This is a genomic window from Streptomyces sp. V3I8 (assembly GCF_030817535.1).
In the GTDB taxonomy this organism is placed as follows: Bacteria; Actinomycetota; Actinomycetes; order Streptomycetales; family Streptomycetaceae; genus Streptomyces.
Genome location: NZ_JAUSZL010000002.1, coordinates 8,499,513 through 8,524,461, shown reverse-complemented (window position 1 = coordinate 8,524,461; position 24,949 = coordinate 8,499,513). Strand labels below are relative to the sequence as shown.

General features: G+C 72.9%; 23 protein-coding genes and 1 pseudogene. 20 read left to right on the top strand and 4 right to left on the bottom strand.

Annotated features, from left to right (window positions below; translation table 11 throughout):
• Window positions 1-30 precede the first annotated feature (30 nt).
• From QFZ75_RS37600 to QFZ75_RS37580, 5 genes are read left to right on the top strand one after another with little or no spacing between them, the layout of a single operon-like run.
• On the top strand, window positions 31-591 hold the full coding sequence (locus QFZ75_RS37600; protein ID WP_307543908.1) for a quercetin 2,3-dioxygenase: 561 nt from the start codon (window positions 31-33) through the stop codon (window positions 589-591).
• A gap of 5 nt (window positions 592-596) precedes the next feature.
• Window positions 597-743 (top strand): DUF1427 family protein, encoded by a 147-nt coding sequence (locus tag QFZ75_RS37595; RefSeq protein WP_307543907.1) that lies wholly within the window; start codon window positions 597-599, stop codon window positions 741-743.
• Window positions 740-1,054, top strand: coding sequence for a XapX domain-containing protein (locus QFZ75_RS37590; RefSeq protein WP_307543906.1), 315 nt, complete (start codon window positions 740-742; stop codon window positions 1,052-1,054). The genes QFZ75_RS37595 and QFZ75_RS37590 overlap by 4 nt, the downstream gene beginning before the upstream one ends.
• Window positions 1,041-2,015: an amidohydrolase family protein gene (locus QFZ75_RS37585; RefSeq protein WP_307543905.1), complete on the top strand. Its 975-nt coding sequence runs from the start codon at window positions 1,041-1,043 to the stop codon at window positions 2,013-2,015. The genes QFZ75_RS37590 and QFZ75_RS37585 overlap by 14 nt, the downstream gene beginning before the upstream one ends.
• A 34-nt stretch (window positions 2,016-2,049) precedes the next feature.
• The gene (locus QFZ75_RS37580) at window positions 2,050-2,955 is read left to right on the top strand and encodes an alpha/beta hydrolase (RefSeq protein WP_307543904.1); all 906 of its coding nucleotides are present in this window, start codon (window positions 2,050-2,052) and stop codon (window positions 2,953-2,955) included.
• 36 nt (window positions 2,956-2,991) lie between these two features.
• Here QFZ75_RS37580 and QFZ75_RS37575 read toward each other — a convergent pair whose 3' ends face one another.
• Window positions 2,992-4,173, bottom strand: coding sequence for an FAD-dependent monooxygenase (locus QFZ75_RS37575; protein ID WP_307543903.1), 1,182 nt, complete (start codon window positions 4,171-4,173; stop codon window positions 2,992-2,994).
• Between the two features lie 155 nt (window positions 4,174-4,328).
• Between QFZ75_RS37575 and QFZ75_RS37570 the strand changes: the two are divergent.
• From QFZ75_RS37570 to QFZ75_RS37535, 8 genes and pseudogenes are all read left to right on the top strand, one after another.
• A pseudogene (locus QFZ75_RS37570) lies at window positions 4,329-4,529 on the top strand (SAM-dependent methyltransferase); the annotation flags it as partial.
• A gap of 180 nt (window positions 4,530-4,709) precedes the next feature.
• Window positions 4,710-5,330, top strand: coding sequence for a hypothetical protein (locus tag QFZ75_RS37565; protein ID WP_307543902.1), 621 nt, complete (start codon window positions 4,710-4,712; stop codon window positions 5,328-5,330).
• 419 nt (window positions 5,331-5,749) lie between these two features.
• Window positions 5,750-6,058, top strand: a complete 309-nt coding sequence (locus tag QFZ75_RS37560) for a hypothetical protein (protein ID WP_307543901.1) — start codon at window positions 5,750-5,752, stop codon at window positions 6,056-6,058.
• Between the two features lie 113 nt (window positions 6,059-6,171).
• Window positions 6,172-7,869: a RecQ family ATP-dependent DNA helicase gene (locus tag QFZ75_RS37555; protein WP_307543900.1), complete on the top strand. Its 1,698-nt coding sequence runs from the start codon at window positions 6,172-6,174 to the stop codon at window positions 7,867-7,869.
• Window positions 7,870-8,060: 191 nt separating this feature from the next.
• Window positions 8,061-8,918: an MBL fold metallo-hydrolase gene (locus tag QFZ75_RS37550; protein ID WP_307543899.1), complete on the top strand. Its 858-nt coding sequence runs from the start codon at window positions 8,061-8,063 to the stop codon at window positions 8,916-8,918.
• A gap of 285 nt (window positions 8,919-9,203) precedes the next feature.
• Complete coding sequence (locus QFZ75_RS37545) at window positions 9,204-10,547, top strand: VCBS repeat-containing protein (protein WP_307543898.1); 1,344 nt, start codon at window positions 9,204-9,206, stop codon at window positions 10,545-10,547.
• Between the two features lie 386 nt (window positions 10,548-10,933).
• Window positions 10,934-12,997, top strand: a complete 2,064-nt coding sequence (locus tag QFZ75_RS37540) for a hypothetical protein (protein WP_307543897.1) — start codon at window positions 10,934-10,936, stop codon at window positions 12,995-12,997.
• Window positions 12,998-13,120: 123 nt separating this feature from the next.
• On the top strand, window positions 13,121-13,693 hold the full coding sequence (locus QFZ75_RS37535; protein WP_307543896.1) for a DUF4383 domain-containing protein: 573 nt from the start codon (window positions 13,121-13,123) through the stop codon (window positions 13,691-13,693).
• A gap of 12 nt (window positions 13,694-13,705) precedes the next feature.
• Here the strand turns inward: QFZ75_RS37535 and QFZ75_RS37530 are convergent, their stop codons facing one another.
• A complete protein-coding gene (locus QFZ75_RS37530) occupies window positions 13,706-14,197 on the bottom strand; it encodes a MarR family winged helix-turn-helix transcriptional regulator (protein WP_307543895.1) in 492 nt (163 codons plus the stop codon).
• Window positions 14,198-14,284: 87 nt separating this feature from the next.
• Here QFZ75_RS37530 and QFZ75_RS37525 point away from each other — a divergent pair, with 87 nt between their 5' ends.
• Window positions 14,285-16,363, top strand: a complete 2,079-nt coding sequence (locus QFZ75_RS37525) for an MMPL family transporter (RefSeq protein WP_307543894.1) — start codon at window positions 14,285-14,287, stop codon at window positions 16,361-16,363.
• On the opposite strand, the gene QFZ75_RS37520 is transcribed toward QFZ75_RS37525, so the two are convergent.
• Both QFZ75_RS37520 and pepN read right to left on the bottom strand, forming a co-directional pair.
• Window positions 16,360-16,776, bottom strand: a complete 417-nt coding sequence (locus tag QFZ75_RS37520; protein WP_307543893.1) for a DUF1761 domain-containing protein — start codon at window positions 16,774-16,776, stop codon at window positions 16,360-16,362. The two genes, QFZ75_RS37525 and QFZ75_RS37520, sit on opposite strands and share 4 nt — an antisense overlap.
• A gap of 129 nt (window positions 16,777-16,905) precedes the next feature.
• Window positions 16,906-19,347, bottom strand: coding sequence for an aminopeptidase N (pepN, locus tag QFZ75_RS37515; RefSeq protein WP_307543892.1), 2,442 nt, complete (start codon window positions 19,345-19,347; stop codon window positions 16,906-16,908).
• A gap of 196 nt (window positions 19,348-19,543) precedes the next feature.
• Between pepN and QFZ75_RS37510 the strand changes: the two genes are divergently transcribed.
• From QFZ75_RS37510 to QFZ75_RS37485, 6 genes are all read left to right on the top strand, one after another.
• A complete protein-coding gene (locus QFZ75_RS37510) occupies window positions 19,544-20,353 on the top strand; it encodes an alpha/beta fold hydrolase (protein ID WP_307543891.1) in 810 nt (269 codons plus the stop codon).
• Window positions 20,353-21,630 carry a PP2C family protein-serine/threonine phosphatase gene (locus tag QFZ75_RS37505; protein WP_307543890.1) on the top strand — a complete coding sequence of 426 codons (1,278 nt, stop codon included), beginning with the start codon at window positions 20,353-20,355 and terminating at the stop codon, window positions 21,628-21,630. Before QFZ75_RS37510 ends, QFZ75_RS37505 begins: the two co-directional genes overlap by 1 nt.
• A gap of 180 nt (window positions 21,631-21,810) precedes the next feature.
• Window positions 21,811-22,572: a hypothetical protein gene (locus QFZ75_RS37500; RefSeq protein ID WP_307543889.1), complete on the top strand. Its 762-nt coding sequence runs from the start codon at window positions 21,811-21,813 to the stop codon at window positions 22,570-22,572.
• Between the two features lie 25 nt (window positions 22,573-22,597).
• Complete coding sequence (locus QFZ75_RS37495) at window positions 22,598-22,990, top strand: phage holin family protein (RefSeq protein ID WP_307543888.1); 393 nt, start codon at window positions 22,598-22,600, stop codon at window positions 22,988-22,990.
• On the top strand, window positions 22,966-23,646 hold the full coding sequence (locus QFZ75_RS37490; protein ID WP_307543887.1) for a DUF3618 domain-containing protein: 681 nt from the start codon (window positions 22,966-22,968) through the stop codon (window positions 23,644-23,646). The genes QFZ75_RS37495 and QFZ75_RS37490 overlap by 25 nt, the downstream gene beginning before the upstream one ends.
• A 93-nt stretch (window positions 23,647-23,739) precedes the next feature.
• Window positions 23,740-24,933: an acyl-CoA dehydrogenase family protein gene (locus tag QFZ75_RS37485; protein ID WP_307543886.1), complete on the top strand. Its 1,194-nt coding sequence runs from the start codon at window positions 23,740-23,742 to the stop codon at window positions 24,931-24,933.
• Window positions 24,934-24,949: the final 16 nt, after the last annotated feature.

The window sequence follows — 24,949 nt, the reverse complement described above, 5'->3', positions numbered from 1 at the left end:
GTCCTCCATGAGCCACCACCGGGAGAGAACATGACCGCCGAATTCGTCACCCGCCACCGCTCCGCCTCCCGCATACCGTCGGAGCCGGGCAAGCCGTACTTCATCGAGAAGGGCATGGGCGACCGCGCCCACCTGTTCGGCGACCTCTTCACCGTCTACGCGGGCGGCGAGCAGACCGAGAACACCTTCAACTTCTTCACCGCCGAGGGCCCCAAGGGCGACACCATCCCGGCCCACTCGCACCCGGACACCTACGAGGTCTTCTACGTCACCGACGGCGCCGTGCGCCTGTTCGTCGAGGACACGGCGGGCGAGCAGTACGAGAGGCTGCTGACCGCGGGCGACTTCGGCTTCGTACCGAAGAACTGTCCGCACGCCTACCGCGTGGAGCGGCACCACAGCCGCATCGTCGGGGTGGCGGCCGGTCCCGGCGGCACCTTCGAGCGGTTCTTCGAGAACCTGGGCACGCCCACCGAGGAACTCGGTCTGCCGCAGCGTCCGTACGTGCCGGAGCCGCACAAGTTCGGCAGTGTCCCCCAGCGGTACGACGTGCGCTTCCTGCCCGACCACCAGTGGCGCACGGAGGGCTGAGCACCGTGCCGTACCTCAAGGCGCTCGCGGCCGGACTGCTGGTCGGGGCGCTCTATGCCGCGCTGCGGGTCAGGTCCCCCGCGCCACCGCCGATCGCCCTGTTCGGCCTGCTGGGCATGCTGCTCGGCCAGGCGGCCCTGGCGGCGCTGTGACCGCCCCGCGAGCGGCCCGCGCCGGCCGTTTCACGCGACACGCCGCACTCGCCTTCGCCGCGGGTGCCCTGATGGGTGGCGTCTACTGGGCCCTGTCCGTCCCCTCTCCCGCGCCACCCCTGCTCGGCCTGACCGGGCTGGCGGGCATCGTCGCGGGTGAGCGCGCCGTCACCGCGGTCCGCGACCGGCTCGCCCGGCGCCGTCCGGCACCCCCCGCGGCCGACGGTCCCGCCCCCGCCCCCTCGTCCCCTCCCGCCCCCTCTCCCTCCCGGTCCCGTCCCTCCCAGGAGCCCACCCATGACAGCCGCTGATGCTCCGCAACTCGTCGACGTGCACGCGCACTTCGTCACCGACTCCTACATCCGCCGGGCCAGGGCCGCCGGGCACGAACTGCCCGACGGCATGCCCGCGTGGCCCAGCTGGTCGCCTGCCGCCCACCTGGACCTGATGGACCGCTGCGGTATCGGCACCGCGTTGCTGTCGCTCTCCTCCCCCGGCGTGCACTTCGGTGACGACGCGGCGGCCCGGGACCTGGCACGCGAGGTCAACGAGGAGAGCGCCCAGGTGGTGCGCGAACACCCGGACAGGTTCGGCCTGTTGGCCTCGCTGCCCCTGCCCGACGTCGAGGGCGCCCTCATGGAGATCGCGTACGCCTTCGACCGTCTCGGGGCCGACGGGGTGGTCCTGGAGACCAACACCCACGGCGTCTACCTCGGCGACCCGCGGCTGGAGCCGGTCTTCGCGGAGCTCGGCCGGCGCGGCGCCGTGGTCTTCCTCCACCCCACCTCGCCCGTGTGCTGGCAGCAGTCCGCCCTCCGGCGGCCGCGCCCCATGGTGGAGTTCGTCTTCGACACCGCGCGGACCGTCACGGACCTGCTGTTCGCGGGAACCCTCGAACGCCACCCGGACCTGAAGGTCGTCGTTCCGCACTGCGGCGGCGCCCTGCCCGTGCTCGCCGACCGCATCGACGGTTTCATGAAGCTGTTCCTGCCCGGCGACGAGGGTGCCCCCGACGCCCTCGCGCAACTGCGCCGCCTGCACTACGACCTCGCCGGCACCCCTTTCCCCCGCCAGCTCCCCGCGCTGCTGGGCCTGGTCGGACCCGAACAGCTGCTGTACGGAAGCGACTACTGCTGGACCCCGCCCGCCGCGGCGCGGGCCCATGCCGCCTCGGTGGACGCGGCCCCGGTCCCCGCCGCACTCGCGGGTACCACCTGGCGCTCCCTGACCACCGCCAACGCACACCGCCTGCTGCCCCGCCTCGCCCACTGAGCCGCCCCTCCCGGCTCCGGACCCCGGAGGACCCATGTCCCTGCCGCCCGCCCTCGCCGCGCTGCTCGCCCCGCCCGACCCCACCCGGCTGCCCCTGCCTCCCGCGGCGCTTCCCGCCGCGGGTGTACGTCTGCTGCGCGGCGTCCCCTACCTGGTGCCCGACGGCCGACGGCCCCTCGAACTGGACCTGTGGCTCCCCGCCGAGCCCGCCGGACCGCTCCCGGTCGTCGTCTTCGTCCACGGAGGCGCCTGGCGCACGGGCCTGCGCGACGACCTGGGACCCGCGTTCCGCTCCTGGCGGCCCGGCCCCTTCGCCCGTCTCGCGCAGGCGGGGTTCGCCGTCGCCTGCGCCGACTACCGGCTCAGCGGCGAGGCCGTGCACCCCACTCAGGTGGACGACCTCACCGCCGCGTTGTCCTGGCTGCACGCACGGTCCGGTGAACTCGGCCTGGACACCGCCCGAACCGTCGTCTGGGGCGAGTCCGCGGGCGGGCACCTCGCCGCCCTGCTGGCACTGACCATGCCCGACCGCGATCCCGAGGTCCCACCGGTGACCGGCTGTGTCACCTGGTACGCCCCCACCGACCTGGTGGCACTCACCGAGGACCCCGCCGATCCGCGCACCTTCGAGGCGATGCTGGTCGGGGGCGCCCCCGCCGACCTCCCCGAGCGCGCCCGGGACGCCGGTCCCGTCCATCACGTCACCTCCGCAGCGCCGCCCTTCCTCGTGCTGCACGGCACGCAGGACAGCGTCGTCCCCAGCGACCAGGCCGTCCGCCTGGCCGCGGCGCTGCGGGGGGCGGGGGTGTCCGTGGACCTGCACCTGGTCCCCGGAGCCGACCACCTCTGGCACGGACTCACCCCCTCCGGGGCCGAGGACTGCTTCACCCGCTCGCTCGACTTCGTCCGGGCCCGGACCGCGGACTCCGCTTCCGGCTGAGCGGGGGCACGAGGCCGCCGACGCACCCACGAACGTTCACACCGGCGCCGTGGGTCCGTCGCCGGCGTCCGCCGTCCAGCCGGCCGCCTGCGGCATGAACCTGTGGCCGGCCGCGTACGCCGCCATGCGGGCGTCGCGGGCCTCGGCCGCCGGGCCGTCCGGCAGGTGGAAGTCCTCGCCCGCCCGGGCGGCACCCGCCTGTGAGCTCGTGGCCGTGGCCAGGCGGCGGTGCACGTAGCGGTCGAGCGCCGCGGGTACGTCGGCCGGTGCCGCGTCAGTAAGGACCTCGCCGAGCACCGCCGCGTCCATGATCGCCTGGGCCGCACCCTGGGCCAGGAACGGCACCGTCGCGTGCGCGCTGTCGCCCAGCAGAGTCACCCGCCCGACGTTCCACCGGGCGAGCGGGGCACGGGTGTGAATGCCGTAGCGGAGCACCTGGCCCGCGCGTTCCAGGACGCCGAGCACCCGGGGGTCCCAGCCCGCGAACTCGCACAGCTGCTCCCCCGGTTCGGCCCGGGCGGTCCACGACTCCTGTGCCGCTTCCGCGGTGAACACGGCCACCGTGTTGAGGAGTTCACCCCGGCGCACCCAGTAGTGCACGAAGTGCCGGCCCGGGCCCATCCAGACGCCGAGTTCCGGCAGGTCCAGGTCGGCCACCGCGGCCGCCGGGAGCAGCGCCCGGTAGGCGGCCGTGTGCGAGAAGAGGGCCTCGTCCGCACCGAAGAGCCACTGGCGGGCCGCGGACCGTATCCCGTCGGCGGCCACGACCACGTCCGCGCCCAGGCGCTCGCCGCTCGCCGTGGTCACGTACGCGGCCCCGTCGTCCTGGTCGACGCCCACCACCGTGGTGTCCAGGCGCACGGATCCGGACGGCACCGCGGCGGCCAGCACCTGGTGCAGGTCGGCCCGGTGCAGAAGCAGGTAGGGCGCACCGAACTCCTCCTCCACCTCGCGGCCCAGCAGATGGCTGCAGACGTCGGTCCCGTCGGACCAGGTGCGGAAACACACCCGCGCGGGGCGTACGGCCCATGCGGCGACCGCGTCCAGTACGCCCAGCCGGCGCAGCACCCGGGTGGCGTTGGGCGCGAGCTGGATGCCCGCGCCGACCTCGGCGAACCGCGGTGTCCGCTCGACCAGTGTCACCTCGTGGCCGGCCCGGCGCAGGCTGAGTGTCGCCGCCAGCCCACCGATGCCCGCCCCCACGACGATCGCCCTCACGTCTCAACCCCGTCCCGGTCCGGCCGTACGGGACGCCCGACAGCGTCGACGGCCCCAGCCGTTCTCCCGCAGCCGCCCTGCGGCCACATGCCGAGGATGGTGCACGGCGGCCTGTCCCGGAACACCCGCGCCTCGCACCGCGCGCTCGCATGCCGCACCATTTCCACTTCGCCGGGAGCGAGCGGGCGCAGCTGTTCCGCAGTCCGCACCGGTACATCTGGCCGGCCGAGCTGGACCTCATGGCCCAGCCGGCAGGCTTCGAGCTGGAGACCAGGTACGCGGACCGGGACGGTGCCGCGTTCACCGCCGAGTCGCGTTCGCACGTCTCCGTCCACCGCCTCCCGGTGGCGCCGTAGGCGGTCCCTCCCCTTGGTCGCCTCTCGCATGACCGGTCCGGATCCTGCAACAACCTTTCAAAAATGAACCGTTGGGACGTCCGCCCCGTCTTGATGGGTGAAGCGGAGCCGCGACCAGAGTGACTCGTGGTGCCGCTGAGGCACATGAACGTTCCTAGGAAGGCTGTCAGAGTGGTGTTAGTGGATCAGAGGGCGAGACGGGTCGGCTCGATCGCGGGGGTCGCCGTGGCGGCGGTCATGGGGCTCGCGGGGTGCTCGGACGACGCGGACTCCGCCGCGGACGAGAAGTCGTCCTCGAGCAGCTCGCCCGCGGCCGACGCGGAGAAGGCGGACGACGACGCCTCCGCGTCGGCCCAGACCTCGGCCGTGGACCGGTCCACGGCCGAGAAGGCCGTCGCCGGGTGGGTCGCGGCGGTCATCAAGGGTGAGCCGGAGGAGGCGTGCCTGCTGATGGCGGAACCGGCGGCCGGTTCCGAGCCCGCGAAGGTCGGCGACGGGACGACGTGCGGCGACGACGCTCCCGAGCGCAAGCAGATGGACAAGACCCTCGGGCAGTTCAAGGAGTCCTTCACTCCCGAGCCGCCTTCGGACGACCCGAAGGTCGAGGTCACCCAGGCCCCGGCCACCGGTGACAAGGTGGTGGTCCCCGCGGACAGGATCACGGTCGACGGGCAGGCACTGGACAAGATCGTCCTGTCCCACTCCACCGGGGTGACGCAGGACCAGCTGGACATCAAGGTCGAGTCCAGCAAGATCGAGGGTTCCTGGTACGTGACGAACCTCGACTTCAACATCGGCTAGCGCCTGTCGCGCGTACGACTTGGTCGTGGGTGGGCGCGTCCTGTTGGGGCGGGGCGCGCTGACGAACGGCCGGGGGCCCGACCGGATCCGTGACCACATCGCCGTGAGGCCGTCTGGCACGACAGACATCCGGCCGGCGCCCCGGCCCCCGGCCCCGACCCGTCGGCGACCGCCCCGCCCGTGAGCGGAGCCGGTGTGCGGAGCCGGTGTGCGCCTGCCGTAGCGCTTACGTTCGAGCGGGCCGGGCACTCGGTGCTCGTACGGACCCGACCGGTGCCCCGTACGCACCCGAACCGAGGACGGCGCCGCGATGACCGAGCACGAATCTTCACCCAGCACGTCCGTACGGCCCGAGCCTCCCTCCGGTCCGCTTTCCGGTCCGCTCTCCGGTACCGGCCGGCCGACGGTCTGAGCACGTCATGGCACGCGTCAGGCAGTACGCCGTGGCCGCGTCCGGGCAGTGGACGGTGGAGGACGACGGCCGGCGGCGGCTGCCCTCCGGAGAGGTCCACGCCTGGGAACCCGGCATGAACCAGACCGTCTGCGGCCTGTCCCTCTCCCGCTCCCAGCTGATCCGGTTCTCGCACGTCACCTGGCTGGACACCTTCCCCGAGTCCGGCGGCGCGGCCGACCGGGTGCGGCGACAGTGCCCGCGGTGCGCCTCCGTCGCCGGGCGCCGGGGCAGTGACGCGCGTCCCCGATGGCACCGCACCAATCCCCGCCCCTGAACGACAACGACAACGACGCAGCGTCCGCTCCGGCCGGTGCCAGAAGGCCGGTTCCAGAAGGCCCGTTCCAGAAGGCCGGGGCCGGAAAGACAGTTCCAGAAAGAGATGTGCACATGCCGCAGGACAGCGACCTCGACACCGCGGACCGGTTGAGGCGTAAGGCCGCCGACGTGTTCGGCTGGGAAGAACTCCGACCGGGCCAGCTGACCGCGATGGAGTCGGTCATGGCGGGGCGCGACACCCTGGCGGTCATGCCGACCGGTGCGGGGAAGTCCGCGGTGTACCAGGTGACCGGTTCGCTGCTCCCCGGGCCCACCGTCGTGGTGTCGCCGCTGATCGCCCTCCAGCGGGACCAGATGGCGGGGCTGCTGCGGCGCGACGCTCCGGACGCCGTCGCGGTCAACTCCGCCCAGTCGGCCAAGGAGACGGAGGCCGCCTGGACGGCGGTGCGCGGCGGGGAGGCCGAGTTCCTGTTCCTCTCCCCCGAGCAGCTGGCGAAGGACGAGGTGGTCGAGCGCCTGGCCGAGGTGAACCCCTCGTTGTTCGTCGTCGACGAGGCGCAGTGCGTGACCGGCTGGGGCCACGACTTCCGTCCTGACTACCTGCGCCTGCCCCACGCCGTACGGAGGCTGGGCCGGCCCACCGTCCTCGCCCTGACGGCGACGGCCGCTCCCCCCGTGCGCGAGGAGATCGTGCACCGGCTGGCCATGGCGGACCCCGCGCTGGTCGTGGCCGGTTTCGACCGGCCGAACATCACGCTGGAGGTCCGCCGCTTCCTGGACGACGCGAACAAGCGCCGTACGGTGGTGGAGCGCGCCGCCGGGGAGCCGAAGCCGGGCATCGTCTACACCGCCACCCGCAAGGACGCCGAGGAGTACGCGGCCGAGCTCAGCGGTCTCGGCCTGCACGCCGACGCCTACCACGCCGGGCTGACGGCCGACGAACGCTCCCGCGCGCACGACGCCTTCCTGTCCGGCGGGACCGACGTGGTCGTCGCCACCTCCGCCTTCGGCATGGGCATCGACAAGGAGGACGTACGGTTCGTGCTGCACGCCTCCGTGCCCGGCTCCCTCGACGCCTACTACCAGGAGATAGGCCGTGCGGGCCGCGACGGCGCGCCCGCGGTCGCCGTCCTGCACTACCGGTCGCAGGACAGCGGGCTGCAACGCCTCTTCGCCACCCAGACACCCGACGAGGAGACCCTCGGCAAGGTCGCGGAACTGATCCACGGGCACGACGGTCCCCTCACGCTGGACGAGGTGGGCGAGCGGACGGACCTCTCGCGCCGACGCGTGACGGCGGCGTGCAACTTCCTGGAACAGGCGGGTGCCGTGAGCACCGACGAGGACGGCCGGGTGCGCCCCGTTCCCGGTGTCACGGCGCAGGACGCCACCGCGCTCGCCACGAAGGAGGCGCAGGCCCGCAGGATGATGGAGCAGTCGAGGCTGGAGATGATGCTGGGGTTCGCCGAGACCACCGGCTGCCGCCGTCGCTTCCTGCTCGGCTACTTCGGTGAGCCGTACGAGGCTCCGTGCGGCGCCTGTGACGTGTGCGCCTCCCTCGCGGCCGACGGCACGGCCGGCGAGGGGGCGGCGGGGAACGCGGGTGACGACCGGCCGGTCCATCCGGCGGCCGCCTCCTATCCGGCGGGCACCGTGGTGCGGCACAACGCGTGGGGCGACGGCACGGTGATGAGCGAGGACGGCGACCGGATCACCGTGCTGTTCGAGAGCATGGGCTACCGGACGCTGTCCCTGGCCTCGGCCACGGAGAACGACCTGCTCTCGGCGCCCACCGATCCGGTCGGTTGACCCCGCCGCCCCGATCGGTCGACTCCGACGGTCCGGTCGTTCGACTCCGCCGGTCCGGTCGGCCGCCCCCGGGGACTCGCCCCGCCCGACTGTAGTGATCATGCGCGTCAGGGGTACTCCGGGCAGCCGGAGGACATCGGACGCGCCAGGGGCAGGCGGGGCGCCCTCCGGCCCCGCCGGACAGGACGGTCATGCCGCAGCGGACGGACGACGCCTCGTACGACGAGGTGGAGCTCCACTTCATCGGGAACGCGACCGTTCTGCTGCGGTACGGCGGACTCACCCTGCTCACCGATCCCAACTTCCTGCACCGGGGCGAGTACGCCTACCTCGGGTACGGACTGCTGAGCCGCCGTCTGACGGAACCGGCGGTCGCCGTCCGCGGCCTCCCCCGCCTCGACGCGGTCGTCCTGTCGCACCTGCACGGTGACCACTGGGACCGCCGCGCCCGCAAGCACCTGGACCACGACGTGCCGGTGCTGACCACACCGCACGCGGCCCGCCGCCTCAAAGCCGTGCACGGCTTCCGCCGCGCGGCGGGGCTCGGCACCTGGCGGGGCCACACCCTCCAGCACGGCGGCGCCCAGGTCCGGGTCACGGCCCTGCCCGGCCGGCACGCGGGCCACCGCCTGCTGCGCGGCCTGCTGCCGCCGGTGATGGGCAGCATGCTGGAGTTCGGTCCCGTGGGCGGCCCGGTCCGGCTGCGCCTGTACGTCTCCGGCGACACCCTCCTGTACGACGGCCTCGACGAGATCGCCCGGCGCTTCCCCCGGGCGGACCTGGCCGTTCTGCACCTGGGCGGGACGCGCCTTCCCGGCGGCTTCGTGGTGACCATGGACGGCGTACAGGGCGCGGAACTGGCCCGGCGCCTCGACCCTCGTCTGGTCCTGCCCGTCCACTACGGCGACTACACGGTGATGCGCTCGCCCCTCGAGGCGTTCCTCGCCGAGGCGCGGGCCGTCGGACTCGCCGACCGCCTGGTGCACTGCGGCCACGGGGAGCACGCGCGTATCACCACCGTGCCGGGCGCGACGCCTACGGTCTCCTGACCGATGGCTGGTGACCGGTGACCGGTGACCCCGGCATCAGTCGTCCCGCCCCGCACCGCACCACGACCGCCCGGGACCATTACCGGAACCGGTCCCTGACCCGGCCGTTACGAGCCTGTGAGCCGCGTGCCGCAGACTTGCGCCATGCACCGTCGTCCCCGGCGCCACCCCGTGGCCCTACTGGCCTGTCTCTGCGTGACCGCCCTGCTCCTCGCAGGTTGCTCCGGCGACGGCGGCGCAGACGGGAAAGGGGACGGAGACAGGGACAGGGGCAACGGGGAATCCTTGCCCGTCTTCTCCCCCGTCCCCCGCAGCCAGGGCGTGGTCGGCCACAACGACGTGAACGGCGACGGGCACGCCGACGTCCTCGTCAACGCCTGGTACAAGGAGCCGAAGGCGGGGAGCAAGTGGCACAACAACCGCTTCGTGGCCCTCGCCGCGCCCGGCGGCCCGGAACCGGGCGCGGCGTTCCGCCTCGCGGAGCGCTACGTCCCGCCGGACCCGCGCCTGACGAGCGCGCCGACCTACCACGACCTGTCGACCCAGTTCACCGGGGACCTGGACGACGACGGTTACGCCGATGTCGTCGTACGCAACCTGCTGAGCGGGTCCGGCGGGCGGCCCACGCCCGTGCAGCGCGTCGTCTGGGGTGGTCCGGACGGCCCCGCGGGCGTCACCGAGCTGCCCGGTGACGTCCTCGCGGCCGTCGCCGCCGGGGACTTCGACGGCGACGGCGCGCTCGACCTGCTGACCCTCGCGGGGTCCGGCGGCGAGACGGACCTCAGGCCGCAGCCCGCCACGATCCTGCACGGTCCCCTCGGTCGCGACGGAAAAACCCCCCGCACCACTAGCGTGGACGTCGGGTACGGGGGCTGGGCGTCCGTGGCCCGCGCGGTCGTCGGCGACTTCGACGGCGACGGTCTGGACGACCTGCTGACCAAGGCCGAGTACGACGAGGAGGACTCCCGCTTCGAGGGGGACATGCCGCGGGACGTCGTCGACAGCACGTTCTACCGCGGCACGGCCGAAGGGCTCGAGCCCGCCGGGCCCGTACCCGGCGTCACCAGCGGGGAGGCCGCCCTCGAGTACGGTGCCGACCCCGTCGCCGTCGGGGACTTCGACGGCGACGGCCACGACGACGTCCTCGCCCAGCTGGGCTTCTCGGAGGCCGTCTCCGTCTACGGCAGCGACAAGGGCCTCGGGCGGGGCAGGCCCCTCGGCAAGCTCGGCAGGCTCCAGCTCGGCAACGCCGTCGCGGTGGGCGACATCGACGGCGACGGCCACGACGACATCGCCACCACGTCCCTGCGCAGTGATCGCCGCGTCGGCCGGGTGGTGGTCATGCTGGGCGGCGAGGACGGCCTCGGCAAGGCCCGTTCCGTCGAACTCGACCGGTACGCGATCGGTCTGAAGGGTTCCCCGCAGCACGCGGGGGACCGGGACCGCTTCGGCTGGGACCTGCACCTCGCCGACCTCGACGCCGACGGCCGCGACGAGCTGCTCATCGGCACGTTCGGCTTCAACAAGCCGCGCAAGGACGCCGGTTACTGGATCCTGCGCGGAACGCAGGACGGCCCGTCGAAGACGGACCGCCGCTTCGTCAGGACCAAGGACTTCGGCAGGGATTAGGCCCGGCACCGCGCGCCTGACCGGGTGGATGATCGTCCGCGAGCGCGTGGCAACCCTCGTCGAGGGGTCCCGTTCCCGCGTCGCGTTCTTGTGCGGGTCGGCGGAGAACGGGGCGGACGTCCGTGAGCTCTTCGATCTCGTCGTGTGCCTGGTGATCGACGACGACACCCTCCGCCACCGCCTGGCCACCCGCACCACGCACCCACCGGGAGGCGATCCAGCGGGCGAAGCGGGTCGTCGAGGAGTGCCAGGACCTATCGACGGTTCTACCGGCCGCTGACGGCCGGTGGGGCCCGTTGCACGCCCGACCGGGGTGACGGCATCCAAGATCACTCGTTTGACCGTACTGACGGATCTCACTCGTACTCCGAAAGAGCGAAGCGATCATGTTCATACGGCGCCCGACCATCCCGGACAGTGAGCCGCGCGTGCTCGATGTGGAGCGCGCGGAGGCCGCGCTCATGGAGCACTACGCGCGGTTGGTGCGGCTGGTGTACGTGACCCTTCCCCGCTCCCTGGGCCGCCACCGGCGCGTGCTCGCCGCGCACGGCCTCGTACAGCGGGCGCTGCCCCGCCGCCGGATGGTGGTGCCGGGCCGGCGGGCGGTGGACCCGTCCGGCGCGGCTCCGGACGGGTACGGGGCCCTGCGGACCCGTGTACTGCGGGCGGCCGGGGACCAGGAGGCGCGACCCGGGCGGTCTCCCCGTCCGTGGGGCCGGTGGCCGGGGCGTCCGGCCCTGCCGGCGGTCTGGGGGCTGCGCGTCTTCCCGCAGTCCGGAGGCGCCGAGGAGCTGGTGCTGGACCGCGCCCTCGCGGAGGCCGGCTGGCCGGTGCGGGCGGCCGTCGCGCTGCTCGTGCTCGACGGGCTGTCCGCCGAGGAGGCGGCCCGCGTCCTGCGCGACACCGGTGTGACCGAGCCCGAGGAGGCCGTCCTGGCCGGACGCCGGCTCGTCACCGCGGACGGACTCCGCACGCCGGCGACCGGCGGCGGCCCGGCCGGCGCGGACACCACGGGGGCCGGGCCCCTGCCGCCCGCCACCGCCCCCGACGCAGCCGGCGGCGGGTCGGCTGCCGTCCTGCTCGCCCCGGAGTTCGACCCGTGTCTGCTGCGCGCCCGGCCGACCGACCTGCTCCGGCGCCGGCACCGCGTACGCTCCGCCGCGACCGCGGTGCTGCTGGCCCTCTGCGTGGGAGGCGTCGCCGTCTCCCTGCCGGACGACGCAGGCGAACGCGCCGGGAGCGGGCGACAGCAGCAGACGTCACGGGCGACGGCCGCCGAACTGCTGCGGCGTACTCCCCCCGGCGTCTGGGCGGACACGGCCCGGGTGGACTTCACGGCCTGGCCCGCCCGCGGCGGCCGGACCGCGGACCGCCCGCTGCTGGAGCGCGCGCTGCGGGCCTGGTCCGACCCGGCGTGGCGGGGGCGGCGGTCGACGGAAGCGGGTGCCGCGTACACCGGTACCGGCAGGGCGCCGCGCCTGCTGTTCGCCGACGACGTCGACGGACGCGCGGTCGTCGTCCTGCACGACGACCTGACCACCGTGCGCTACAGCGAGCCGTTGCGCGGCGACGGCGCGTCCGAGCTGGTGTCCGCCCTGACCGACGGGGCCGACGTGACGACCGCCGCCGCGGTCGTCGTCTCCCGCACCCCGACGTCCGTACGGCTGCTGCTGGCGCCGTGGATCGCGGAGGCGGGCACCCGCGATCTGCTCGCGCCCGACACCCCGTCCCGCGACGTGCCCCGCTCCCGGAACGGCCTCACCGCGCCCGTCCCGGTGCCGTCGGGGGGCGGTGACTGCCGTACCTGGCCCGTCGTGCAGCTGCGGTCCTCGCCGCGCATCGTCGAGAAGCACGCCTTCCTGCTCACCGACCTCGGCGGCCTGTCGCCCGTCCACCTGACCTACATGCCGCCGCCGACGCCCGGGGTACGCCCGCGGCCGCCCCGGGAGGCCACCGGTCCGGACGCGCTGCGGGGCTGGGCGCGCACCGCCTGCCGGCTGGAGGGGCTGCGTGGTCAGGGCGTCCGCGCGGTCAACCACTGGGTGTTCGCCCGGCAGGACCTGCCCGAGCGGGCCGGGCAGGCCACGTGGGTGTGTGCCCGCGCCGACACCTGGCGCGGTCCGGGGCGCGTGGAGTACCTCTTCCTCGGCCCGGGCACCGGGCCCGCCGACCCGGCCGGTGTCCGCAGGAACACCGCCGAGTGCAGCCGCTTCGGCCAGGACGTGCTGGCGGACGTCGGCTGGCGGGCCCCCTCCGGGACCCCGTACCTGCTGGCCGCCGGCAGCCGGTCCGTGACCCGCGTCAAGGCGTCCGGACCGGTGCGCGCGGCGGCCGACGGGCGTTTCCTCGCCGTCCGCGCCGCCGCCTTGCGGGACACCGGCACGAAGGTCACCGGCGCGAAGGTCACCGGGCAGCTGGCGGAAGGCGCTCCGGTCCGGGCTCCGCGCTGAGGCGCGGGGCGGTCCTGCCCGGTGCATCCGGGAGGGCCCCGGCGGCCGAAAGTGACGTAACGGCCCATAGGGGACCCCTCCCCGACCGGCCGGCCCTCCCGCCCCGAGAGAGGAACGCCCGCCATGAAGCTCCGCGACGAACTCCCCGTCGACCACAGACTCACCACGGTCTACCGGTACGGGGCCGCACTCTGCGGTGCGGCCCTCCTGGTCTTCGGTGTCCTCGGTTTCGCCGACCGGCTCAGCCCGTTCGACACGGACGGCGAGACCATCGCCGGAATGACGACCAACGGCGCCCTCAGCCTCATCTCCGTCCTCGTCGGTCTCACGCTGATCGCCGGCGCGGCGGTCGGCGGGAACTTCGCCTCGACGCTCAACATGACCGTCGGGACGCTGTTCCTGATCAGCGGCTTCGCACACATCTTCGTACTGGACAGGGCTGCGAACTTTCTCGACTTCGGCATGCCCAACGTGCTGTTCAGCTTCGCCATGGGGCTGGTGATCCTGACCTTCGGCATGTACGGCCGGGTCACCGGCAGACTGCCCCACGACAACCCGTACTGGCGTCGCCGTCACCCGCGGGCGGCGGCCCACGAGTCCCTGGCCCGGCGGCGCGCCGCGAGCGCGCCGGGCACGCTCGACGCAGCCCCCGCGGCCGCCCTCGCACAGGGTGCCGCGCCTCGCTCCGAGGGCTGAACGGGCCCCGCGTCAGCGCCCGTTGTACAGCTCGTCGGCCAGCTCCCGGTTCAGGGCGCGCAGGAAGTCCGCGATCGTCTCGCGCTGCTCGGGGGTGAACTTCTGCCGCGCCGCCTCCGTGCTCCGCGCCAGCGGGCTGAAGTACTCGCGGGCGAGCACGCGGGCACCGGCGTTGTAGGAGAGGTGGACGACCCTGCGGTCGGCGCTCTCGCGGGTGCGGCTGATGTGCCCGGCGCGCTCCAGCCTGTCCAGACAGGCGGTGACGGCGCCCGAGGTGAGGTTCAGCCGCTCCCGCAGCCGGGAGGGGGTCATCGGCTCGCCGTCGGTCGCCGACGCGTCCAGGATCGCGGCCAGGGCGTGGACGTCGGTGGAGTGCAGTGCGTGGGCCTGGGCAAACGAGTGGGCGATGCGGTTGAACTCACTGTTCAGCGTGCGCAGCAGGACGGCGTAGGCCTGGAGGTCGCTGTCGGGGCCGTCGAGGCTCTCCGAACTCTTTGGCTGCATGACACAAGGATAGTATCTCTCGATGATTGAGATACTTTCTCTTTGAGATACCTTTGTCGGTGTCCGCCTACGTCCGTTGGGAAGTCAATGAACACCGTGCGCCGACCGGCCCGATGGCTGGTCCCCCTCGTCCTCGTCGTCGTCTGGCTCGGTCTCGGCGGAGCGTTCGGCTCCTACGCCGGGAAGCTCGGCGAGGTGTCCACCAACGACCAGGCCGCGTTCCTGCCGCGGAATGCGGAGTCCACCGAGGTCATCGAGGAGCAGAAGGCGTTCGACCAGCAGGAGACGCTGCCCGCGATCCTCGTCTGGACCGCCGACGGCGGCGGGAAGGTCTCCACGGCCCAGCAGGACGACGCCACCCGGGTCCTGAAGTCGCTCGCCGACGTCGAAGGTGTGGACGGCACGCCCTCACCGGCCCTGCGCTCGAAGGACGGGGCCGCCCTGGAGGGCGTGGTCCCCCTGAGCCCGGAACTGGGCGAGCGGCTCACCGAGGTGCTCGACGAACTGCGGCAGGCCGCCGGTGACGTGTCCGGCACCCGCGTCCAGATCGCCGGCCCCGCGGCCACCCAGGGCGACCTCGGCGAGGCCTTCGCGGGCATCGACGGAATCCTGCTGGGCGTGGCCCTGGCGGCGGTCCTGGTCATCCTGCTGCTGGTCTACCGCAGTGTCCTGCTCCCGTTCACGATCATCATCAGTGCGGTGTTCGCGCTGGGCGTCGCCTGTGCCCTCGTCTACGTGCTGGCCGACCACGACATCGTGCGCGTGGACGGCCAGGTGCAGGGCATCCTGTCGATCCTCGTGATCGGCGCCGCCACCGACTACGCCCTGCTGCTGACCGCCCGCTTCCGCGAGGAACTGGCCCGCAGCGGCGACCGGGTCCAGGCGGCCGGGGCGGCGCTGCGCGAGTCCTTCGGCGCGATCACCGCCAGTGCCGCGACCGTGGCCCTGGGACTCCTCGCCCTGCTGCTCAGCGATCTGACCAACAACAGGGCGCTGGGCCCCGTTGGAGCGATCGGCATCGTGTGCGCGGTGCTGACGACCCTGACGTTCCTGCCGGCGGTGCTCGCCCTCCTGGGCAAGGCGGCCTTCTGGCCCGCGAAGCCCCGGTCGGCCGACGCCGAGACGGGCGGGCACGGCATCTGGCGGCGCGTCGCCCACTGGGTCGACACGCGCCCCCGGCAGCTGTGGATGATCACCGTCGCCGTACTCGTGGCGGGAGCCGCGTTCTTCCCCGCGCTGCAGTCGAAGGGGGTGCCGCTCGACGAGCTCTTCGTCAACGACGCGCCGTCCGTCGCGGCCCAGGAGACCCTGGGCAAGCACTTTCCCGGCGGCTCCGGCCAGCCGGTCGTGATCATCGCCGACGCGGACCGGCGTGCCGAGGTCACCCGGGTCGCGGCGGCGACGGACGGGGTGTCCGGGGCACAGGCGGTGACGGAGTCCGGCCGGCCGGGCGGGGAGCCGCTGGTGGTGGACGGCCGGGTGCGCGTCGACGCCGTCCTCACCGCCGCGCCGGACACCGACTCGGCCAGGAGCACGGTGCGGGAACTGCGCGACCGGCTGCACGCCACCGGCGCGAACGCGCTGGTCGGCGGCTACTCCGCCCAGCAGTACGACACCCAGCGCACCGCGGAGCACGACCGGACCCTGATCATCCCGGTCGTCCTCGCGATCATCCTGGTCATCCTCGTCGCCCTGCTCCGCTGCCTCCTGCTGCCCGTGCTCCTGGTCGCCACCGTGGCACTGAACTACCTGGCGACACTCGGTGTCGCGGGCCTGGTGTTCCAGCACGGCTTCGGCTTCTCGGGCACGGACGCCTCGGTGCCGCTGTACGGCTTCGTGTTCCTCGTCGCCCTCGGCGTCGACTACAACATCTTCCTCATGTCACGTGTACGCGAGGAGACGCTGCGCCTGGGCACACGGCAGGGGATGCTGCACGGTCTGATCGCGACCGGCGGCGTGATCACGTCGGCCGGTGTGGTGCTGGCCGCCACCTTCGCGGCGCTGATCGTCATCCCGCTCGCGTTCCTCGCGCAGATCGCCTTCATCGTCGCCTTCGGCGTCCTGCTCGACACCGTCGTCGTACGCTCGCTGCTGGTGCCGGCGCTGGTGCGGGACATCGGCCCGGCCGTCTGGTGGCCGGGCCGCCTCGCACGTCGCGAGGACTAGCGCATTGCGACCAGGACGACACTGGTGAGCACGCTGGTGAGCACGAAGTACGGCGCGTTGAGGAGTCCGTAGTAGAGCGGGCGCGGGAAGTTCGGGTTGATGGCGATCTGGAAGGTCATCGCGCCGAGGTACCCGATGCCGACGAGGAGCCCGAAGACGACCGCGTCACCGGTGCCCGTGATGTCCAGCGCCTCGACGAGAACGGCGCTGGTCAGGACGGTGACGAGGGTGCACACCAGCGGGCCCGCCACGGTGACCGGCGTCGGGGAGGGCGCCGGTGTGCCCGCCCGGCCGAGCGCGGCGGCGTACGGCTTGGCGATCACGGCCGCGAACCACACTCCGGCGATCAGGAACGACGCGACCGCCGCGATCGCGAGAGCCGGCCAGTTGATGTCGTCGAGGACGGAGAACACGTGAGACTCCTTGCATCGGGCGGTCCCGGTGACCGCCGACGGGAGGAGTCTCGACGACGTACAGGACAGGAAGTGTCCTCCACCGCCTGGTTCCCGTCCGGCTGCGAGCCGGCCCCGCAGCCGCCGCGGTCAGGCCGTCCGGGTACGGGAGGCGAGCATTCGCCGTACCGTGTCCGAGTGTTCCAGGAGGGTGGTGCGGACCACCGGGGCCGCCTCGCGGGCGGCCTCCTGGACCTCGTCGAGGTAGGCCGGGCCGATGGCGTACAGCGGGAAGAGCCGGCCGCCGAAGACCATCGCCGGGATCATTCCGCCCCGGTGCAGCCCCGGGACCAGCTCCAGGTACCGCTCGGCGTACGGCGCGAGGAGGGCTTCCTGGCCGGGGCGCCAGAACGCCGCCGCCACCTGGCCGACCGAGCTGACGGGGACCTCGCGGTCCACCGCCAGCCGCTGCCAGACCTCCGCCTTCGCGGCGGGGTCCGGCAGCGCGGCCCGTACCGTGAGGGCCCGCACCCGGGCGTCGGGGTCCGGGTCGCGTGCCAGGAGTGCGGCGGTCTCCGCCCCGGTGTCCTCGCCCAGTTCCGCCGCGCGGACCAGCGCGCGCCAGCGCAGGTCCACGTCGTCGCCCGCCTGCTCGCGCAGCCAGGTCAGGTCGTCCGGGCCGGTGGCGGTGCGGGCCAGGCCGCGCAGGGCGACCCGGCGGCGGCCCGGGTCGGCGGCCAGGTGCCGGCAGGCCGCCGCCACCGCAGCCGTCAGTGCGGCGCGCTCGGCGTCCGGCGCCCACTGTTCGGCGATGTCCGAGGCGAGGGTCAGACAGGGCTCGATGACGGCGTCGGACGTCTCGGCGGCGAGCACGGCGGTGAGGGACCGCCCGGCCTCCGCCGCCGTCGCCTCACCGGTGGTCAGCATGTCCCACACGGTCGCCATGGCCACACCGCGGGAGATCGCCGTGGGCAGCTGCGCCGCCGACCGGAAGAAGGCGTCCCTGGCCGCGGGGTCGGGCCGGGTCGTCGCGAAGGTCAGGTCCTCGTCGTTGATCAGCAGGACGGCGGTGTCGGCCTCGGGCGGCAGGCCGGTGACCGGGGTGCGGGGCCCCGTCACCTCGACGCGTACCAGCGCCGTACGTTCCAGGGCCGCGCCCTTCCTGCCGTACGCGCCCACCGCCAGCACCTGCGGCCGGGCGGTGCCGGCGGCCACCAGGGTGACGGTGTCCCCGTCGCGCTCCAGGGAGAAACGGTCCGTTCCCGCCGTCGCGAGCCAGGCCGTGCGCCAGGCATCCAGATCCCGTCCGCTCGCCTCGGAGAGCGCGTCGATCAGGTCCTGGAGCGTGGCGCTGCCCCACGCGTGCCGGGCGAAGTAGGCGGTCATGCCGGCCCTGAAGCACTCCTCGCCGACGTACGTCATGAGCTGCTGGAGGACGGAGGCGCCCTTGGGGTAGGTGATGTTGTCGAAGATCGACGCGGCCTGGGCGACATCGTGAATGGGCTGGTGGATCGGGTGCGACGCGGGCCCCTGGTCGGAGAGGTAGGCCTTGAGCTTGTCGCTCGCCAGGTGGGCGGCCCACGCGTCGGTGTACCGGGTGGCCCGCTCGGCGGCCCAGTGGCAGGCGAACTCGGCGAAGGCCTCGTTCAGCCAGAGGTCGTCCCACCAGCGCATGGTGACGATGTTGCCGAACCACATGTGCGCCATCTCGTGCAGGAGCACCCTGGCGAACACCTCGCGCTCGGCGGGCGTCGGCTCGGCCCGCCGCAGGAACACGTCCGACCAGGTCACGCAGCCGTAGTTCTCCATCGCACCGCCGAACTCCGGGACGAACACCTGGTCGTACCCGGTCTGCGGGAACGGCATCGCGAAGGCCTCGCCGAAGAAGGCGAGGCCCTGGCGGGTGAGGGTGAAGATCTCGTCGGCGTCCCGTTCGAGGACCGCGGCAAGGGAGCGCCGGGCGAACAGGCCCAGGTCGTGGCCGTCGCTCTCGCGGCGGATCTCGTGGAAGGGGCCCGCGTTGACGACGGTGTTGTACACGGACAGCCGCGGGGTGTCGGGGAAGGTCCAGCGGCGGGCCGCGTCCAGCTCCTCGACGACCGGGTCGCCGGAATTGCCGGTGACGGTCCAGCCGGCCGGGGCGGTGACCGTGAAGGCGTGCGGGGCCTTGAGGTCGGGCTGGTCGAAGCACGCCCAGACGAACCGGGCCTCGTCGGGTTCGAAGCTCATCCAGACGTAGACCTCGCCGTCCGCGGGATCGGTCGCCTTGTGCACACCCCCGCCCGTGGCCGTCTGCGCCTGGACGCTCTCCACGCGCAGCACGTTGTGGGCGGCGAGCGCGGGCAGCGGTATGCGGCCGTCCGCGCCGGGGGTCAGGGGCGTGCCGTTCAGGGTCGCGGCCACGACCTGTGCCGCGCAGTCCACGAAGGTCTCCGCGCCGGGTTCGCGGCAGCTGAACGTCACGGTGGAGACGCACCGCACCTCCGGCCCGCCGGGCAGGCCGGTGAGGTCGATGTCCACGTCGTACCGCTCGACCGTGAGCAGTGCGGCGCGGCGCTCGGCCTCGGTACGGGTCAGGCTCCGGATCTCCATGCGTTCTCCCTCGTCGGACGGCTGGGACGGCTGGGACGGCTCGGACGGCTCGGTCGGCCAGGGCGGCGAGCGTCAGCGTAGGGCGTACGGGGCCGCCCGGGGCAGGGGTTTTCGACCCGCCGGACGGGCGCCCGGTGCCGGACCGCACCGCCGCTCGGTCCGGTTGGGCGGCGATCGGTCTGCGACGATGATTCACATGGACGTGCGACGCAGGAACCATGTGACGGTGACCGGGCGGTCCGCGGGACCCGTCGTGGTGCTGGCGCACGGGTTCGGGTGCGACCAGAACCTGTGGCGTCTGGTGGCACCGGCGCTGGAGCGCGACTTCACCGTCGTGCTCTTCGACCACGTGGGCGCGGGGAACTCGGACCTCTCCGCGTGGCATCCGGGCCGGTACTCGACGCTGGAGGGCTACACCGAGGACGTGCTGGAGCTGTGCCGGGACCTGGCGCTGGGCCCCGTGACGTTCGTGGGGCACTCCGTGAGCGCGATGATGGGTGTGGTGGCCGCCGTCCGGGAGCCCGCGCTGTTCGCCGGGCTGGTGCTGCTGGCGCCCTCGCCCTGTTTCGTCGACGACCCGGAGACCGGTTACCGCGGCGGGTTCGACGCCGAGGACATCGATGAGCTGCTCGGATCGCTGGACGCGAACTATCTGGGCTGGTCGGGCGCCATGGCGCCGGTGATCATGGGCAATCCGGAGCGGCCGGAACTGGGCATGGAGCTGACCAACAGCTTCTGCCGCACCGATCCCGACATCGCCCGGGTCTTCGCCCGGGTGACGTTCCTGTCCGACAACCGCGAGGATCTCGCTCAGGTCCGGGTGCCCACCTTGGTGGCGCAGTGCTCCAGTGACGCGATCGCTCCCCGCGAAGTCGGGGAGTTCGTGCACGCGCGGATCCCGGGGAGCCGTCTGGTCACCCTGAACGCCACCGGCCACTGCCCGCAGCTCGCCGCTCCCGAGGAGACCACGGCGGCGATCGCCTCGTTCGTGAAAGCGCTCGGCTGATGCGCGGGACCGGCGCGGGGGAGACGGACGGGCCGAGGGGTGACGACGACGGACTGAGCGACGACGAGCGGATCCAGTTCTCCGCACTGCTGGAGGACAGCGCCGAGGACCTGTACGAACACGCGCCCTGCGGATACCTGTCCACCCTGCTGGACGGCCGGATCGCCAAGGTCAACACGACCCTGCTGGACTGGCTCGGCTACGGACGCGACGACCTTCTGGGCCGCAGGTACTTCTCCGACCTGCTGACCGCCGGGGGACGGCTCTACCACGAGACCCACTTCGCCCCGCTGCTGAGGATGCAGGGCGAGGTCAGTGGCATCGCCCTGGAGCTCAGGGCCGCCGACGGCTCCCGCCTGCCGGTCCTGGTCACCTCGGCGGTACGGACGGGCGCCGACGGACGGCCCCTGCTGATCCGCACCACCCTCTTCGACGCCCGCGACCGCCGCGCCTACGAGACCGAACTGCTGCGCGCCCGCAAGGCGGCCGAGCAGGAGCGCGAGCGCCTGCGGCGCCTGGCCACCACCCTGCAGCGAACGCTGCTGCCGCCGGCCCTGGCCAACGTGCCCGGCCTGGATGTCTCCGCGTACTACCACATCGCGTCCGTCGACGAGGTCGGCGGCGACTTCTACGACCTCTTCCCCCTGGCCGGCGGCGCCTGGGGGCTCTTCCTGGGCGATGTGTGCGGCAAGGGCGCCGCCGCCGCTGCCGTCACCTCCCTGGCCCGCTACACCCTGCGGGCCGCCGCCGTGTACGACCCCGATCCCGTCGCGGTCCTCGGCAATCTCAACACGGTCCTGAACCACGAGTACAACGGCGCCGATCCCCGCTTCTGCACCGTCGTCTTCGGTCTGCTCACTCCCGACCGGGAACAGGGCGGCTTCCACATCACCCTGGCCAGCGGCGGCCATCCTCCCGCCCTGCTGATGTGCGCCGACGGCACCACCACGTACCTCCCCACCCCCGGCGGACAGCTCATCGGTGTCCTGGCCGACGCCCACATCGGCACCAACGCGGTCCATCTGCTGCCCGGTGACACCCTGCTGCTGCACACCGACGGACTCACCGAGGCCCATGTCCACGCCGGCCTGGACGGCGGGGACCGTTACGGCGACGACGCCCTGCTCGACTTCGTCCGCCGGCTCGCGCCCGCCACCGCGTCGGGCACGGTCGACGCGATCCGTGAATTGCTCGACACCTTCGGCACCGGTGTGGACGACGACACCGCCGTCCTGGCCGTTCACGTGCCCCGGTCCCCCTGCGAAGGGCAGCGGTGACCGGGCCGCGTCGCAAAAGACCGAGTTCTCCGGCCTCGTACATGTGTGGAATCCCGCTGAGCAGCCACTCGTGCGGAAGCCCTTGTCAGCGCGGACACGGTGCAGGACGCCGGACACGACGGCAGACGGCTTCCGTGGACGTGAGTGAGGGAATGTCGCAGATGTGAGGAGGAGGGGCTGATGAGCGAGTCCGTACAGGGCGACACCGGAAGGGTGCAGCAAACCGGCGAGACGGCCAGGGCAGAGGCGACGGCGACGGCCGAGCGGGCCAGGCAGGCCGCGGGCGAGGCCGCCGGTACCGCCGCCGACCAGGCCAGGGCCGTGGTCGGCGAGGCGCGGCAGCAGGTGGGCACGGTCGTGCGCGACCTGCGGGAACGCGCTCTGAACGAGGTCGAGGGACAGACCACCCGGGCGGCCGACGCGCTGCGTCAGTGGGCGGACGACCTGGCAGGACTGGCGGAGAACGCCCAGAACGACTCCCCCGCCCGCGGCCTGGCCGCGCATGCCGCCGACAGCGGGCACCGCGCGGCCGACTACCTGCAGAAGCAGGGCGCCGAGGGTGTGGTCTCCGACCTGCAGAGTTTCGCCCGCCGGCGCCCCGGGGCCTTCCTCGGCGGCGCGCTGCTGGCAGGGCTGGCCGTGGGCCGTCTCGCGAAGGTGGCGAGCAAGGCGAACGAGTCCTCCGGCACGGGGCCCTCCGGGTCCTCCGGGTCCGACACGACGGCGGAACAGCAGACGGGTCTCTCCGGGACGGGCTACAGGCCGCTGCCGTCGGGGCCGCCGGTGGGCGTCCCGCAGGAGCCCGCACCGGTGGATGCCGCGCAGACCCCGCCGCCGGTGAGCGTGCAGGAGCCGCCGGTGGTCCCGGCCGTGCCGCAGACGCCGCCGTCCGTGGGCACGCCCCCGGACCGTGCGCCCGGACGCCCCTACCCGGAGGTGTGAGATGTCCTCGGTGCCTCCCGGACCCGTGGGGTCGCAGAGTCAGGACCGGTCCGTCGGCGAGCTGTTGTCCGCCGTGACCTCCGACGTGCAGACCCTCTTCCGCCAAGAGGTGGAACTGGCGAAGACCGAGATCCGTGAGGAGGCGACGAAAGCGGGCAAGGCGGCCGGCCTGTACGGCGGCGCCGGATTCGCCGGCTACATGACGCTCCTGTTCCTGTCCCTGGCCGCCGTGCTGGGACTGGCGAACGTCATCGACGCGGGCTGGTCCGCCCTGATCGTCACCGCCGTATGGGCCGTGGTCGCGGCCGTGCTGTACCAACGGGGCCGCACACAGATGCGCACCGTGTCACCGAAGCCCGACCGGACCGTCGAAACGATGAAGGAGAACGCGGAATGGGCACGTCACCCGACCACATGAGGGCCGAGATCGACGCCACTCGGCAGCGGCTGGCCGCCGACGTGGACCAGCTCACCGACCAGGCCAGCCCTCGCAACATCGTGCGCCGCCGCACCGACCGGGTGCGCGGCGCCGTCACCGGCGTCCGAGAGCGCGTCATGGGATCGGCCCAGCACGGTGTCCACGAGGCCAAGCACGGTGCGCGGTCCGCCGCGGGCTCCCTGCAGGAGAGCACCGGACAGGCGGCCGGCACGGCACAGGAAGCGGTCGGCCAGGCGGGACAGGCGGTCAGGAGCGTGCCGGACCGCGCCGTCGAGAAGACGCAGGGCAATCCCCTCGCCGCCGGTCTGATCGCGTTCGGTGTGGGTGTGCTGGCGTCCTCGCTGCTCCCCGCGTCCCGGACCGAGCAGCAGAAGGCCGTCGGCCTCCTGGAGCGGGGCGGTGAGGCCCTGGAACCGGTGAAGCAGGCGGCGCTGGAGTCCGCGCAGCACCTGAAGGAAGGCGCCAAGGAGGCGGCGCAGGGCGCGGCCCAGGAGGTGAAGGACACCGCGGCCGAGGCGGCCCGGACCACCCAGGAGGAGGCACGGACCCAGGCCGGGCACGTGACCGACCAGGCCCGCGCGTCGGGCCGGACCGTGGCGGACGAGACCCGCGGGCAGTCCGGCGGATCCGTCTGAACGACCACGTGACCCCCATCGAAGCGGGCTCCGGACACGCTCCGGGGCCCGCTTCACGTGCATCCTGCACGGAAATCGTGGAAGAAGGCGGCTATGAGATCTTCGACGGATGACGCGACCGTGGCCGACTTCTACGACTTCGAGGCCGCGCTCTCGGACGAGGAACGCAAGATCCTGCTGAGGACGCGCGCGTTCATGCGGGACGAGGTGAAGCCCCTGGTGAACGAGAACTGGGCGGCGGGCACCTTCCCGAAGGAGCTGATCACGAAGTTCCGGGAGAGCGGTCTGGTCGGGCTGTCGTACGAGGGCTACGGCGAGCACCGTCCCGCCGCGAGCCACCTGCTGACGGGCATGATGGCGCTTGAGATGAGCCGCGTGGACGCGTCGGTCGCCACGTTCTACGGGGTCCACAACGGCCTGGCCATGTACTCCGTCCACGCCGGTGGCAGCCAGGAGCAGCGCGACCGCTGGCTGCCCGGCATGGCGTCCATGGACACGATCGGGGCCTTCGCCCTGACGGAACCGCTCGACGGGTCCGACGTCGCGGCCGGTATGCGCACCACCGCCGAGCGGCAGGGCGACACCTGGGTCCTGAACGGCGCCAAGCGCTGGATCGGCAACGCCACGTTCGCCGACCACATCGTGGTCTGGGCGCGGGACCTGGCGGACGACCAGGTCAAGGGATTCGTGGTCGGCAGGGACACGCCGGGCCTCGTCACGGAGAAGATCGCGAACAAGATCTCCCTGCGGATCGTCGAGAACGCGGACATCACGCTGACCGGGGTCAGGGTGCCGGAAGCCGACCGGCTGCAGAACGTCGGTTCCTTCCGGGACGTCGCGGAGGTCCTGCGCGCCACTCGCAGCGGAGTCGCCTGGCAGGCCCTGGGGGTGATGATCGGCGCGTACGAGCTGGCGCTCGCCTATGCCACCGACCGCGAGCAGTTCGGCCATCCGATCGCGGGTTTCCAGCTCGTCCAGGATCTGCTGGTCAAGAGCCTCGGCAACATCACGGCCTGCTGGGGCATGCTGCTGCAGCTCGCACGGCTGCAGGACTCCGGTGTGTTCAGGGACGAGCACTCGTCACTGGCCAAGGCGTACGTCACCGCCTGCATGCGCGAGGTCGTCGGCTGGGCCCGGGAGATCTTCGGCGGCAACGGGATCGTGCTGGACTACGACGTCGCCCGCTTCTTCTCGGACGCGGAGGCCATCTACTCCTTCGAGGGAACGCGCGAGATGAACACGCTCATCGTGGGCAAGGCGATCACCGGCGAGAGCGCGTTCGTCTGAGGCGGGCACACCGACG

Excerpts from the sequence above, each read along its gene's own strand:
- QFZ75_RS37535 (WP_307543896.1), top strand. The coding sequence starts at position 13,121 with ATGAAGCTCCGCGACGAACTCCCCGTCGACCACAGACTCACCACGGTC.
- QFZ75_RS37580 (WP_307543904.1), top strand. The coding sequence starts at position 2,050 with ATGTCCCTGCCGCCCGCCCTCGCCGCGCTGCTCGCCCCGCCCGACCCC.
- QFZ75_RS37525 (WP_307543894.1), top strand. The coding sequence starts at position 14,285 with ATGAACACCGTGCGCCGACCGGCCCGATGGCTGGTCCCCCTCGTCCTC.
- pepN (WP_307543892.1), bottom strand. The coding sequence starts at position 19,347 with ATGGAGATCCGGAGCCTGACCCGTACCGAGGCCGAGCGCCGCGCCGCA.
- QFZ75_RS37555 (WP_307543900.1), top strand. The coding sequence starts at position 6,172 with ATGCCGCAGGACAGCGACCTCGACACCGCGGACCGGTTGAGGCGTAAG.
- QFZ75_RS37510 (WP_307543891.1), top strand. The coding sequence starts at position 19,544 with ATGGACGTGCGACGCAGGAACCATGTGACGGTGACCGGGCGGTCCGCG.
- QFZ75_RS37600 (WP_307543908.1), top strand. The coding sequence starts at position 31 with ATGACCGCCGAATTCGTCACCCGCCACCGCTCCGCCTCCCGCATACCG.
- QFZ75_RS37560 (WP_307543901.1), top strand. The coding sequence starts at position 5,750 with ATGGCACGCGTCAGGCAGTACGCCGTGGCCGCGTCCGGGCAGTGGACG.
- QFZ75_RS37530 (WP_307543895.1), bottom strand. The coding sequence starts at position 14,197 with ATGCAGCCAAAGAGTTCGGAGAGCCTCGACGGCCCCGACAGCGACCTC.
- QFZ75_RS37505 (WP_307543890.1), top strand. The coding sequence starts at position 20,353 with ATGCGCGGGACCGGCGCGGGGGAGACGGACGGGCCGAGGGGTGACGAC.
- QFZ75_RS37550 (WP_307543899.1), top strand. The coding sequence starts at position 8,061 with ATGCCGCAGCGGACGGACGACGCCTCGTACGACGAGGTGGAGCTCCAC.
- QFZ75_RS37485 (WP_307543886.1), top strand. The coding sequence starts at position 23,740 with ATGAGATCTTCGACGGATGACGCGACCGTGGCCGACTTCTACGACTTC.
- QFZ75_RS37500 (WP_307543889.1), top strand. The coding sequence starts at position 21,811 with ATGAGCGAGTCCGTACAGGGCGACACCGGAAGGGTGCAGCAAACCGGC.
- QFZ75_RS37540 (WP_307543897.1), top strand. The coding sequence starts at position 10,934 with ATGTTCATACGGCGCCCGACCATCCCGGACAGTGAGCCGCGCGTGCTC.
- QFZ75_RS37585 (WP_307543905.1), top strand. The coding sequence starts at position 1,041 with ATGACAGCCGCTGATGCTCCGCAACTCGTCGACGTGCACGCGCACTTC.
- QFZ75_RS37490 (WP_307543887.1), top strand. The coding sequence starts at position 22,966 with ATGGGCACGTCACCCGACCACATGAGGGCCGAGATCGACGCCACTCGG.